Here is a 13,334-nt window from a genome sequence, read left to right on the forward strand (position 1 = left end):
GTTGCGCGCGCAACAGATGCGCAACGGCTCAATGGGGCGGGCGCAACCCGGCCTTGCGAATACGGCGCAGGATGGTCGAGCGGTTGACCCCGAAACGCCGCGCCGCGCGCGACATGTTCCACTCGCAGGCCTCCAAAACCTGTTCGAGCGCGCCCCAGGGATCGTCCGAATCGTACGCGTCCTCCGAGCAGGTGTCAGGCTCGATCGGGCTCGGCAGATCGTGCAGATCGATCACCGCCCCCACACAGAGCGCAGCTGCCACATCGAGCACCTGTTCGAGTTCACGGATATTGCCGGGCCAGAGGCGGCCCTGCAACTCGGCCCGCGCCGAGGGAGACAGACGAATCTCGTCGGCGGCATGCCGGCGCAGATGCCGCGTCATCAGCCAGTCGAGATCGCGCCGCATCCGAAGCGGCGGCACGTTCAGAACGCACCCCGCGAGCCGGTGAAACAGCGGCCGCGGACAGACGATGCGCGCAGGGTCGAGGCAAGTCGTCGCCAGCGTGCGCAGATCGGGGCGGCGATCGAGCAGCCCGCCAAGCGCAATGGCAGTTTGCTCGTTCAACTCCTCGATCCGGCGCAGGACAAGCGTGGTCGGTCCCGCCGCGTCGAGACAGTCTTGCGCCAGCCGCTCCGGCGTCAGCCCCGCGCATTCGAGGTTGATGAAGCCCTGTGCCTTGCTGGCCATATGGATCGCGCGGGCGAGCCGCGTCTTGCCGGTGCCGGTCTCGCCGGTGATCAGCAGTGGCACCGTTCCCGGCGCAAGCCTTTCGGCCTGATCCACGAGCCGCGCCATCTGCGGGTCGCCGCCGGTGAGACCTGCCAGCGGTCCACCGCCCCGCTGCAGGGCATCGCCCCGGCCCGCACGGGTCAGGCGCGGCGCTTTCGGCGCGATCGCATGGCCGAACAGCGCTCCGCCGTCGCGCATCTCGATCACACGTTCTTCGGTGGGGCGGTCTCGCATCAGATCGGGCAGATCATCGACGCTCACGCTCAGCACCTCGTCGATGCGCCGTCCAAGCACCGGGCCAGTATCCGGGAACAAACGGCGCGCGGCCCGCGTATAGCCCAACACACGCCCCGCGCCGTCCAGCCGCACCGCGGCTTCGGGATCGACATCGAGGAATTCGGGGCTCGAAGACAGGCGCAGCACCCAGTCGCGCGGGCTCTCGGCCATCAGATTGGCCATCTCGACCCGGCGCGCGGCCGTGCTCACCAAGCTCATCGCCAGGTTCTGGCTCGTCTTGGGGGTCGGTGAGCGCAGAAGCGAAATATCGAGCACCGCAGCGAGCTGTCCGAGACTGTCAAAGATCGGCGCGGCGGTGCAGGACAACACGGTGTGAGCGTTCCCGAAGTGGTCGTCCTGGTGAACAGTGACGGGCTCTTGTGTCACGATGCAGGCGCCAACACCGCAGGTGCCTGCGAGTTCCTCGGACCAGTTCGATCCAAGATAGAGCCCCGCGCTGCGCAGATCCTCGGTAAAGAGATCGTCACCGAAGAAATCGACGCAAACGCCTTTCGCATCGGTCAGCAGCAACACGTAATTCTGCCCGGCGACCTGCCGAAATAACGATTGCAGACCAGAACGCGCCGCCGCAATCATCCATTCCGCCTGCTTTCGGTGATCGCGCAGTTCGGCCTCTGTCACGATATGGGCCGGGTCCGCGCGCGTCGGGTCCATCCCGTAAAGCTCGACACAGCGCCGCCATGAAGCCGAGACGAAGCTGTCCCGCCCTGTTTGGCTGCCCTCCAGAACCCGTCCGATCTCTTCGACATGCCGTGCATCTGTCATCGCGCGTCGCCTCCCGAAGAGGAGGCTAGCACAGGTGGCGCCCGCGGCCGGAGTGGAAATTGGTCGTAGGAACCGGAGCGACATGGCTCGCGCCACTCCCAGCCTAAACCGGTCATTCGCATCAAGTGCCAGAAAGGCCCGTCCCCTGTCTGAAGTCGACGCTTTCTCAGCTGTCGCGCGCAGCCGTATCTATCGCAAACCCCGCAACCTGCGTGCCGTTCAGGTCCTGCTCGGGCATGCCAAGACAGTCAGCACCTCCCGCGACCTCGGTGTCGAGCCTGAAGACGCACCCGTGATCTCGGCGGCAAGGAACAGATGCCCCGGGCCGCGAGCTTCCTGGCGCTCGCTTGATGCGAGTTCGGCGTCACCTCCTCTGAAACTGTGCAAAGGCGTCTTGCTGCAATTCCAGCGGAGGCTTCAGACCCCTGTCAGCCCAGCAGTTCGGCGATATGGGCCGGACCAGTGGGCACGATGCCCGTGGGGTTGAGCGCCTTGATCGAATAGTAGCCGCGGGTGATGTGATGCATGTTCACCGTCTCCCGGATGCCCGGCAGCCGCAGGATGCGCGCCATATAGGCAGAGAGGCGTGGGTAGTCCTTGATCTGCCGCCGGTTGGTCTTGAACAGCCCGTAATAGGCGGCGTCGAAGCGGATCAGGGTGACGAAGGCGCGGATATCGGTTTCGGTGAGCCGGTCGCCGAACAGGAAATCACCCTCCAGCCGCGTCTCGAGCTCGTCGAGCATGTCGAAGACCTCGCCGACGGCCTCGTCATAGGCCCCCTGCGAGCTTGCGAACCCGGCACGATACACGCCGTTGTTGAGCATGTGGTAGAGCCGCGGGTTGAGGGCGTCGATCTGGTCGGCAAGATCGGCCGGATAGAGCCGATGATCCGACGGCACGAGGCCCTCAAAGGCGGTGTCGAACATCCGCACGATGTCGGCGCTTTCATTGTTCACCATGACGTCGCGCTTCATGTCCCACAGAACGGGGACGGTGGCGCGACCTGTGTAATGCGGATCGGCGCGGGTATAGATCTCGTGCATGTAGCTGGCGCCGAAGAGCGGGTCCTCATCGGCACCGGGAGCGCCGCCGAAACGCCAGCCCTCGTCGCTCAACTGCGGGTTCACCACGCTCACCGGGATCATCGCGTCCAGCCCCTTGAGCTTGCGCGCAATCAGCGTCCGGGAAGCCCAGGGACAGATCAGCGCGACATAGAGCCGGTAACGCCCCGGTTCTGCGGCAAATCCGCCCTCGCCGGTCGGCCCCGGGCGCCCATCCGGGGTGATCCAGTTGCGGAACTCTGACACCTGACGAATGAAGCGCCCTTCGGCATCGGCCTTCTGCACCGGTTGCCAGTTACTTTTCCATTTCCCGTCGATCAGCATCACTCTTCCTCCTTATGCGCCATGGAACACGAAAGAGCGCATCGAGACGGACCCAAGGTCGATGGTATCGGTCATGAAGGTCAACGCGTCGCGTTCGTCCGAGGCCCCGGCGATGGTCAGTGCAGGCAGATAGTGGTCCACCGTCGGGTGCGCCATGCGCAAGAGTGCACCCAGCTTTTCGCGGTCGGCCAGCGCGGCGAAGTCCCTGTTGCTCAGTCGATCGGTGAACAGCCCGTCGAATTCCAGCGCGAAATCCTGCGGCCGGCCGCCCGGCCGCATCGCCCGCAGGTTATGCACCACGTTGCCCGACCCGAGGATCAGGACGCCGCGGTCGCGCAGCTCGGCCAGCGCCTGGCCGACCTCGAGCTGCCATTCCAGCCCCTTCGACATGTCGATCGAGATCTGGAACACCGGCACATCGGCCTCGGGATAGAGGAAGTTGAGCACGCTCCAGGCACCGTGGTCGAGGCCCCAGCTCTCGTCCTCCGCGGCATGATGGCTCGCGAGTAGCGTCACCACCTCGCGCGCCAGGTCCGGCGCGCCATGGGCGGGGTAGCTTTGCTGGTAAAGCTGCTGGGGAAAGCCGTAGAAATCGTGGATCGTGCGTGGCATCGCCGAAACGTCGACCAGTGTCGTCCCGCGTGTCATCCAATGTGCCGAGACCACCAGGATCGCAGCGGGCCGGGGCAGCGCGCGGCCGAGATCCGACCAGGCGCGGCTGAAGGAAGTGTCTTCGATCGCGTTCATCGGGCTGCCGTGACCGAGGAAGACGAGCGGCATGCGGGCGCTCGGGCTCAGGCTGTCGCGCAGGTTTCTGAGGGAATGTGCGAGGCTCATCACGGATACTCCGGAAAAGGGGGAGCCGCCCGGTCGGGCCGGGCGGTCTGCTGTGTCGGAAGGGTCAGGCGAACTGGCCGAAGGTTTTGTCGAGAACCGGAAGCCGCAGCGCGATGGCACCGCGCCCCATCACTGCGATGGTGGTCTGGACCAGCGCCCAGAACAGCGGGAATTCCCAGCCGCCGCCGGCGTTCGAGAACGTCCAGCCATTGCCCGCATGGGCCCAGGTGGCACCCAAGAGCACCGCGATCAGCGGCAGCGACACCAGCCGGGTACCGACGCCAAGGATCAGCGCCACACCGCCGCCCAACTCGGCCAGAATGGTCAGGTAGGCGACGATGGCGGGCAGCCCGAGGCTTTCGAAGAAGCCGACGGTGCCGGGGATGGTGAAGACGAAGACCTTCATCAGGCCATGCGCGATGAACAGGACGCCGCTGGCGATGCGCAGGGCCGAGGCCGCGTAGTCGGTGTTGCTATACTGGGTCATGTGATCTCTCCTGTCAGCGGGGTGTCACGCAGCCATCAGCTGCGGCGCGATTTCGGTGCCTTTGCCCAGCACGTAGCCGAACTGGATGTTGAGGAAGCCCAGGGGCTCAAGGTAGCGCGCGTTTTTCAGCGGGCCGGCGTCGACCGGGTCGAGCCCGAGATCGGCGGCGAGGCGCAGGACCGTTTCCTTGGCCGCCGCGTCATCCGAGGCGACGAAGGTCTGAAGCGGTTTGCCAGCGATCTTCAGGCCGGTCGTGTAGTGCTGGGCGAAGATCGTGTTGAAGGCCTTCACCACCGAGGCCCCGGGCAGGAGCTTGGCGATTTCCTCGGCGGCCGAGCTGTCATGTCCGACCTGAAGCCCCGAGAAATCCTCGGTGACGGGGTTCGACACGTCGACCACCACCTTGCCGGTGAAATCCGCCTGACCGGCGATGTCGCCCGCGGCGCCATAGGGCGTCGCGAGGATCGTCACCTCGGCCGCACCCACCGCCGCGCCGATGTCGTCCGAACGACCGGCCAGGATGACCTCGTGCCCGGCGCTCCGCAGAACGCCAGCAAGACCGGAACCGATGTTTCCATTTCCGATAACTGCAATCTTCATGGGTCTTTCCTCTCGCTGGGCGGTCCGTTGCGACCGCCGTCATTGATCTGGAAAGAACTTAGCCGTCGCATACTTTCCACAAAATGGCGAAGTTGTGGAATGACTAACAACAAATCATTCTCAATAAGGCGCGCCGCATGGATTTCGTCGCCGAACTGAAACGGTGATTTGGCGTGCCGCTGCTTCGGCGCACCACGCGCACGCTCGGCCGTATCCCGCGGGCGAGAAAATTCTCGCACGGGCCCCCGCCCTCAACAGGCCGCACGCAGTCAGACGCGTGATTTGAGGAACGCCGCTGCAAGGTCGGGCGTGGCGATCTGCGGATAATCAGCTTCGGCGATGGCGACGCCGAAGCGCGCGTTGAGTGCGATCACGAGATTGAGGATATCCATCGAGTCGAGCTCCAGATCGTCCTGAAGATGGTCCGAACCCGCGATACCGGCCGGGTCGAGATCGGGGGCCACCTTCACGAGCTCCTCGATATAGGCGCTGCGGATTTCGTCTTCGGTCATAGCTCCTCCGGGATTTGCAGCTTCGCGTCGATCGCGATCAGGAATTTCGAGCCCAGCCGCCCGTCGCTTACGCGGTGATCGGCCGCGAGGGTCAGCGTCACGGCCTGCGCGGCGACCACTTCGCCGTCGCGCACCAGCGGCTGCGGGCCGGGCGCTCCGGCGGTGACGATGGCGACCTGCGGCGGCACGATGATCCCGGCCATCGCCTCGACCCCGCTTTCTCCGAGCGCCGAAAACGTCAGGGTGGCCATGCTCATCTCCGAGCTTTTCAGCCGTCCCGCGCGGGCGCGGGTCGTCAGATCACGCATCGCCTCCATCAGGGCGTGCAGGCTCAGCCGGTCGGCATCGAGGATCGCGGGGGCGACAAGCCCGCCGCCCCGAAGTGCTATGGCAAGGCCGAGATGGATCGCCTTGGATGGCGTGAAGCCCTCTTCGCCAAAATGCCCGTTCACCGCCTTTTCCTCGCGCGCAGCCAGCGCCACGGCCTTCATCAGAAGCGCGCCCATGAGGATACGCTCTTCGGGCGGGCGGGCGGCATTCGCGGCGTTCAGCCAGTCGGTCGCGGCGCTCAGATCGACCGTGTGGGTGACGTAGTAATGCGGGATCTCGCGTTTGGACCGGGTCATCGCGGCGGCGATCGCCTTGCGCATCTCGGCGAGATAGGCACCGCGCTCGGGCTTGGCAGAGGGGGGCGCGGCGGGCTTCGCCGCGTCGACATCGGCCAGAACGATCGCGCCGTCCGGACCGCTGCCGGTTAGGCTCTGCAACGCGATCCCCAGCTCCGCCGCGCGCGCCTTGGCGGCTGGAGAGGCGGCGATCCCTGTCGGGGCGGGTGAAGGTGGCACCGTTGATGGCTCCGTCTTTGCGACGGGCGCGGTTGCTTCGACATCGGCCCGCGGCGTTTCAGACGGCGGGGCTTCGGGAGCCTCCGTTACCACCTGGCCAGCCGCGCGAATGACCGCGAGCGGTGCGCCGACAGGCAGGCTCTGGCCGAGCTCCGCGAGCAGTTTCTCGACCACGCCATCCTCGAAAATCTCGATCTCGATCGCGCCTTTCTGGGTCTCGACCACCGCGACGATATCGCCGTGCTTGACGGGATCGCCCGGTTTCACCAGCCATTCGACGAGCTTACCCGCCTCCATATCCGCGCCGAGCGAGGGCATCTTGAAGACAGCCATCGCCTCACCCTTTCCCGAGCGCCGCCTTCACAGCGGCGACGATGGCGGGCACCTGCGGAATGGCGGCATCCTCGAGATGTTTGGGATAGGGGATCGGCACCTCGGCCGCACACACTCGGCCCACCGGCGCATCGAGATGCCAGAAGGCCTGCTCGCCGATCCGGGCCGCAATCTCGGCCGAGAGCGAGCCAGACCGCCAGCCCTCATCCACGATCACCGCACGCCGCGTGCGCGCCAGCGAGGCCATGATCGTTGCGTCATCGAGCGGGCGCAGGCAGCGCAGGTCGATCACCTCCGCCTCGATCCCCTCGCCTGCCAGCGCCTCGGCTGCCTCGAGCGTCTTCCATAGCGAGCCGCCATAGGTAATCAGGCTGATATCCTTGCCCGCGCGCCGGATCGCGGCTTTGTCGATATCGACCGGCCCGGTATTCGCGGCGATCTGCCCGGTCATGTTGTAGAGCATGACATTCTCGAAGATCAGCACGGGATCGGGATCTTCCAGCGCGGTCCAGAGCATCCCACGCGCATCCTCCAACGTGGCGGGCGCCAGCACCCGCAGCCCCGGAATATGCGCATACCACCCTTCGAGCGAATGGGAATGCTGCGCCGCGAGTTGCTTGCCCGCGCCGGTCGCGAGCCGGATCACCACCGGCGCGCCGAACTGCCCGCCCGACATGTGCCGGATCGTGGCGGCGGTGTTCATGATCTGGTCGAGCGCGAGCAGCGAGAAATTCACCGTCATCACCTCGACGATGGGGCGCATCCCCGCCGCCGCCGCACCGATCCCGGCCCCGGTGAAGCCGGATTCCGACAGCGGCGTGTCGCGGATACGGTCTTCGCCGAACTCCTCCATCAGCCCTTTCGAGACCGCGTAGCACCCGCCGTAAGCGCCCACATCCTCGCCCATCAGGAAGACCCGTTCATCGCGGATCATCGCGTCGCGGATGCCCTGTTTGACCGCCTCGCGATAGGTCATCTCGACGGTCTCGGCGCCGGGTTCGGGCGGCGCGGGCGGCGCGGGGCGGTCCTCGGCCACGACATGGCGGGTGAGCGTCTCGAGCGGCTCCCACGCGCTCGCCTCGGCATAGGCCACGGCGGCGGCGATCTCGTCCTCGACACCCGCCTCGATCTGCGCGACCTCTTCGGAATGCATCAGCCCGGTCTCGTATAGCCAGGACTGGAACCGGACGATCGGCCCCTTCTCGCGCCACGCGGCCACCTCGTCCTTGTCGCGGTAGAGCTGGGCGTCGAACATCGAATGGGCCCGGAAGCGATAGGTCAGACATTCGAGGAAATAGGGCTTGCCGGTTTCGCGGATCGCGGCGAGCGCCCGGCGGGTGGCCGCCTCGACCGCGACCACATCCATCCCGTCCACCTGTTCCGTCACCGTGCCATAGGCCGCTGCCTTGCGCCTTATGTCGGTCTCGGCCTCGGTCCGCGCCAGGGCCGAGCCCATCGCGTAGCCGTTGTTCTCGCAGACGAACAGCACCGGCAGCGACCAGAGCTGCGCGAGGTTCATCGACTCGTGGAACTCGCCCTCGGCCATCGCCCCTTCCCCGAAGAAACAGGCGGTGACATTGGGCGCCCCCATCATCCGGTCGCGCAGGGCGAGCCCCACGGCCAGCGGCAGCCCACCCCCCACGATCGCGTTGCCGCCATAGAAATTCCGCGCGGCGTCGAAGATATGCATAGAGCCGCCCCGCCCGCCCGAAGCGCCCGTAGCCTTGCCATACATCTCGGCCATCACGCGCTCCATCGGCACGCCGCGCACCAGCGCATGGCCATGCTCGCGATAGGTCGCGACGATGCGATCCTCGGGGCCAAGGCGCGGGATCACGCCCGAGGCCACTGCCTCCTCGCCGTCGTAGAGATGCAGAAAGCCCCGGATTTTTTCCTGCGTGTAGAGCTCGGCGCATTTATCCTCGAAATGGCGGATACGGATCATCGCCGTGAGCAGTTCGCGGATGTGGTCATGGGTCAGATGCGGTTTGTCGGCACTCATGTCTCGTCACTCTCCAGCGTCGAAATATCGCCTTCCGGCAGGCCAAGCTCACGCGCCTTCAGCAACCGGCGCATGATCTTGCCCGAGCGGGTCTTGGGCAGAGTCTTGCGGAACACCACCTCGCGCGGGGCGACCGCCGCGCCGAGCTTCTTGCGCGCAAGACCACGAATGTCGCGCTCGAGATCTTCGGAAGGCTCGAAGCCCGGATTGAGCGCGACATAGGCCTTCACGACCTCGCCCGCGGTCTCGTCCGGCAGGCCGATCACGGCGGCCTCGGCCACCGCCGGGTGCTCGATCAGCGCGCTTTCGACCTCGAAGGGACCGATCAGGTGGCCAGAGGACTTGATGAGATCGTCGGCGCGGCCAACGAACCAGAAATAGCCCTCGCCGTCGCGCATCGCGAGATCGCCCGAGAGATACCAGCCATCGACGAAGCACTTCTTGTAGCGTGCTTCTTCATGCAGATACCCGCGCATCATCGAGGGCCATCCCGGGCGCAAGGCCAGTTCGCCGATCTCGCCGCTGACGCACTCGCGCAGCCCGCCATCGACACGCGCAACGATTCCGGCCACGATCCCCGGCAGCGGTTTGCCCATCGAGCCGGGATGCACATCCATCGCGCGGGTGTTGGCAATCATGATCCCGCCCGTCTCGGTCTGCCACCAGTTGTCGTGGAAGGGCTTACCGAAGACCTCGTTGCCCCAGACCACGGCCTCGGGATTGAGCGGCTCGCCCACCGAGGCCATGAAACGCAGCTTCGAGAAATCGTAAGGCGCGGCCGCCGCCTTGCCCGCACGCATCATCATGCGGATCGCGGTCGGCGCTGTGTACCAGACCTCGATCTGCTCGCGCTCGAGGATGCCATACCAGCGGTCGAGATCGAAATCGGCCTCGTCGATGACCATCCGCACCCGGTTCACCAGCGGCGAGATGATCCCGAACGAGGTCCCCGTCACCCAGCCCGGATCGGCGGTGCACCAGTAGCGCGTGTCCGGCGTCAGTTCGAGCGCGTAGCGCCCCGCGGCGGCATGCATCACCACCGCGTTGTGCACATGGACCGCGCCTTTGGGGCGCCCCGTGGTGCCGGAGGTGAAATGGATCAGCGCGGGATCTTCGGGCTGGGTGCGAACCGTCTCGAAGTGATCGGAGGCCGCGGCCATCGCGGGGCCGAGCGCGACGCAATCCTCGGGCGCCTCGTCGCCGATGATCAGCACCAGTTTCAGAGAGGGGATTTCCGCGCGCCAGGGCGCGATCTTGCGCCGATAGATCGAGGCGGTGGTGATCAGTGCATTGGCCTCGCCGATTTCGAGCCGGGTGCGCAGGGGTTCCGGGCCGAAGGCGGAAAAGAGTGGCGAGAAGATCATCCCCGCCTTCAACGTGCCCAGCGCCGCGACGTAGAGATCGGGCACACGCCCCGCGAGACCGAAAAGCCGGTCGCCGGGTTGCAGACCGTGACTTTTCAGAACATTGGCGAAGCGCGCCGTGCGAAGCGCCAGATCGCCATAGCTCAGGCTTTCCCGCTCGCCATCCTTGCTCAGCCACAGGATCGCCTCCTCGGCCCCGTGTCCTGCCGCGACATGCCGATCCACCGCCTCATGGGCGATGTTGAGGCCTCCACCCGGAAGGCCGTCGAGCATCGCCCGAGCGGTTTCCCACGTGAAGGCCTCGCGGACCTTTTCGGTCAGCGTGGCGGCCGTGCGATCAGCGGCCGACTTTTGGATAATCGCCCAAGTCATCACGCCTCCTCCCAAAGGTGATGCCAGTCGATTCGGCCGCCCGTGTCGAAGGCCGCCACAAGCGAACCTAGACCAGGAGGAAATGCGTTTTCATTGATGCCGCTCAACGGGGCGCAGTTGTGATGAGCAGCTCACGCCCTGAACCGCAGCGCCAGATGCCCAAGAACCGGCGGAAGCAAACTCATCGCCACGGCCAGCAACAACCCCGAGACGCCGGGCGACGGCAATTGGAGCACATCCGTCAATCCCGGCAGCCACAACGCCGCCGCGATCAGAACGAGACACAACGCCAACGCCCCCCAGACATAGGGGTTGCGCGTCACATCGTTGCGCAGCGCATGCGTATCCCCTTCGCGCATGTTGAACACGTTCCAGAGCTGGCCCATCGCAAGCGCAACGAAGGCCACGGTCACCGCCTCCGGCGTCGCGAGATGCAAGCCGTAGAGCGCTCCGGCAAAGGCCCCCATCGTGGCGAGCGTCACGAAGGCGCCGAACAGCACGATGCGGCGCCATTCGCGACGTGCGAGGATCGGCTCGGTCCGGTCGCGCGGCGGGCGTTGCATCTCCTGCCCGTCACCACGGCCCATCCCCAGCGCCAGCGCCGGAAAGACATCCGTGACGAGGTTGAGAAACAGGATCTGCAAAGGCAGAAGCGGCGCGGGCAGCCCCGCCCCCACGGCGATCCCGACCACGAGGATTTCCGAAAGGTTGCACGACATCAGGTAGACAACGAATTTTCGGATATTGCCGAAGATCACCCGGCCCTGCCGAACCGCCTCTACGATCGTCGCGAAATCGTCGTCCTTGAGCACCATATGTGCGGCCTCGCGGGCGACCTGGGTGCCGCGCTTACCCATCGCGATGCCGATATCGGCCTTCTTCAGCGCAGGCGCGTCATTCACCCCGTCGCCGGTCATCGCGACGGTCTCGCCTTCGCGTTGAAAAAAGCTCACCAGCGCCAGCTTTGTCGCCGGCGCGACACGTGCGAAGACACTCGCATGGCGCAGACGTTCGAGCGTCTCCTCGGAGGCGTCTTCCAGATCGAGACCGGCAAGCTCCCGCCCCTCGATCGCCACGACGCCATCTTCACTGATCCCGGAATCTTTCGCGATGCGGGCGGCGGTTTCAGCATGATCGCCGGTCAGCATGATCACCCGGATCCCCGCGCTCTGGCAGGCCGCGATCGCCGGCGGCACATCCTTGCGCAGCGGATCGGCAAGGCAGGCAATCGCGACAAGCGTCAGCCCTTCGTAAGGGGCCTCCTCGGCGGTCTCCGCCCGTTTCATCGCAAGTCCGATCCCGCGAAGCCCCTTGCCCGCCGCGAGCGCATTGCGCGCAATCCAGGCCTCCTTCTCCTCGGCATCCAGAGGACGCACGCCCTCCGGCCCCAGCACCTCGCTGCATGACGCAATCACCGCCTCGGGTGCACCTTTCACCGCATAGAGCGCGCCCCCTTCGGGCAGCGCATGGACGGTCGCCATCATCAGGCTGTCGGTCTCGAAGGCATGCTGAACGAGGCGCGGCCTTGCATCATCGGGGCCCAGCCCAGCCTCATGCGCAGCGCTCAGCAAGGCGAGCTCGGTCGGATCGCCGGTCCGGCCCTCTTCCCCTGCACCCAGCTCTGCATTGTTGCAGAGCATGCCGATGCGCAAGGCCCAGCGATATCGGACCTCCTCGGCCGGGGCGATGCTTTCGCCCAGATCAAGGCTTTCCCCATCGAGCAGCACCTGCACGACGCTCATCCGGTTCTCGGTCAAAGTTCCGGTCTTGTCGGTCAGGATCAACGTCGTCGCGCCCAGCGTCTCGACCGAGGACAGACGACTGATCAGCGCGTTACGCTGCACCATCCGCCACATGCCACGCGCCAGAGACAGGGTGGCCACGACCGGAATCCCTTCCGGGATCGCGGCGACCGCGAGCGCGACCCCGGTCTGGATCATCCCCGTCAACGGGTGGCCCTGCACCAGCCCCGCGGCAATGATCGCGGCGGCGAGCACCAGGGTCAGCCAGACGAGACGTTGACCGAGCTGCGCCAGCTGCCGCTCGAGCGGCGTGGTCTCGGTGCTGGCCTCCATCGCGAGCTGACTGATCTTGCCGATCTCGGTTTGCATACCGCTCTGGACGACGACACCCATCCCGGCCCCACGCGTGACCGCCGCCCCCTTGAACCCCATGTTCTTCCGATCGCCGAGCACCGTCTGGGGCGGGAGCGGTGCAGTCGTCTTGAGAACGGGCAAGGATTCCCCGGTGAGAACGGATTCGTCGCAATAGAGACCCGACGCCTCCACAAGCCGCAGATCGGCGGTCACCACGTCGCCTGCCTCAAGCACCACAAGATCGCCCGGCACGAGATCGCGCGCGTCGACCTCAATGAGCATCCCGTCGCGGCGCACACGGGTGCGAACCTCGGCAATGCTGAACAACGCCTCCATCGAGCGAGCGGCGCGCAGCTCGGTGAAAAAGCCGATAGCACCGTTGAGCAGCAGCACCACCAGGATCGCGAGGGCCTCGACGACATCGCCAATGACCAGCGAGAAAACCGTGGCCAGAACGAGAAGGGCAACGATTACCCCCTGAAACTGGTGCAGCAGGATCCGAAGCGCACTGCGCGGCTTCTGACGGCGCAGTGCGTTCGGGCCATAGCGTTCGAGGCGCGCGGCGGCTTCCTGCGGGGGCAACCCCTGCGGAAACGGAACCGCCAACCGCGCAAGCACCGCCTCGGCGGTCTCGGCAAAAGCTGTCTCGTGACTGGATGCGTTCATCGCGGGCCTTCGGTCATCCCGCCCGGATGGTAAGACTTTCCGC

At 65.9% G+C, this 13,334-nt stretch carries 10 protein-coding genes; all 10 read right to left on the reverse strand.

Going from position 1 to position 13,334, the window contains the following annotated elements; translation table 11 throughout:
* Positions 1–28 precede the first annotated feature (28 nt).
* Positions 29–1,792 (reverse strand): sigma-54-dependent Fis family transcriptional regulator, encoded by a 1,764-nt coding sequence (locus TP2_RS16815; protein ID WP_038079907.1) that lies wholly within the window; start codon positions 1,790–1,792, stop codon positions 29–31.
* A gap of 428 nt (positions 1,793–2,220) precedes the next feature.
* The gene (locus TP2_RS16820; protein WP_038079909.1) at positions 2,221–3,177 is read right to left on the reverse strand and encodes a glutathione S-transferase family protein; all 957 of its coding nucleotides are present in this window, start codon (positions 3,175–3,177) and stop codon (positions 2,221–2,223) included.
* A gap of 12 nt (positions 3,178–3,189) precedes the next feature.
* Complete coding sequence (ygiD, locus tag TP2_RS16825) at positions 3,190–4,014, reverse strand: 4,5-DOPA-extradiol-dioxygenase (protein ID WP_038079910.1); 825 nt, start codon at positions 4,012–4,014, stop codon at positions 3,190–3,192.
* Positions 4,015–4,078: 64 nt separating this feature from the next.
* Positions 4,079–4,501 carry a DoxX family protein gene (locus tag TP2_RS16830; protein WP_038079911.1) on the reverse strand — a complete coding sequence of 141 codons (423 nt, stop codon included), beginning with the start codon at positions 4,499–4,501 and terminating at the stop codon, positions 4,079–4,081.
* A gap of 24 nt (positions 4,502–4,525) precedes the next feature.
* Entirely contained in the window at positions 4,526–5,101 is a 576-nt protein-coding gene (locus tag TP2_RS16835) for an NADPH-dependent F420 reductase (RefSeq protein WP_038079913.1), read from the reverse strand.
* A gap of 269 nt (positions 5,102–5,370) precedes the next feature.
* Entirely contained in the window at positions 5,371–5,613 is a 243-nt protein-coding gene (locus TP2_RS16840) for an acyl carrier protein (protein ID WP_038079916.1), read from the reverse strand.
* On the reverse strand, positions 5,610–6,791 hold the full coding sequence (locus TP2_RS16845; protein ID WP_038079918.1) for a dihydrolipoamide acetyltransferase family protein: 1,182 nt from the start codon (positions 6,789–6,791) through the stop codon (positions 5,610–5,612). The genes TP2_RS16840 and TP2_RS16845 overlap by 4 nt, the downstream gene beginning before the upstream one ends.
* Positions 6,792–6,795: 4 nt before the next feature.
* Positions 6,796–8,793, reverse strand: coding sequence for a pyruvate dehydrogenase (acetyl-transferring) E1 component subunit alpha (pdhA, locus tag TP2_RS18355; protein ID WP_084714433.1), 1,998 nt, complete (start codon positions 8,791–8,793; stop codon positions 6,796–6,798).
* A complete protein-coding gene (acsA, locus tag TP2_RS16855; RefSeq protein ID WP_038079920.1) occupies positions 8,790–10,529 on the reverse strand; it encodes an acetate--CoA ligase in 1,740 nt (579 codons plus the stop codon). The genes pdhA and acsA overlap by 4 nt, the downstream gene beginning before the upstream one ends.
* A gap of 131 nt (positions 10,530–10,660) precedes the next feature.
* Positions 10,661–13,291, reverse strand: coding sequence for a cation-translocating P-type ATPase (locus TP2_RS16860; RefSeq protein ID WP_038079921.1), 2,631 nt, complete (start codon positions 13,289–13,291; stop codon positions 10,661–10,663).
* Positions 13,292–13,334 lie beyond the last annotated feature (43 nt).

Origin of the sequence: Thioclava pacifica DSM 10166, from assembly GCF_000714535.1 — a bacterium.
Lineage (GTDB): Bacteria > Pseudomonadota > Alphaproteobacteria > Rhodobacterales > Rhodobacteraceae > Thioclava > Thioclava pacifica.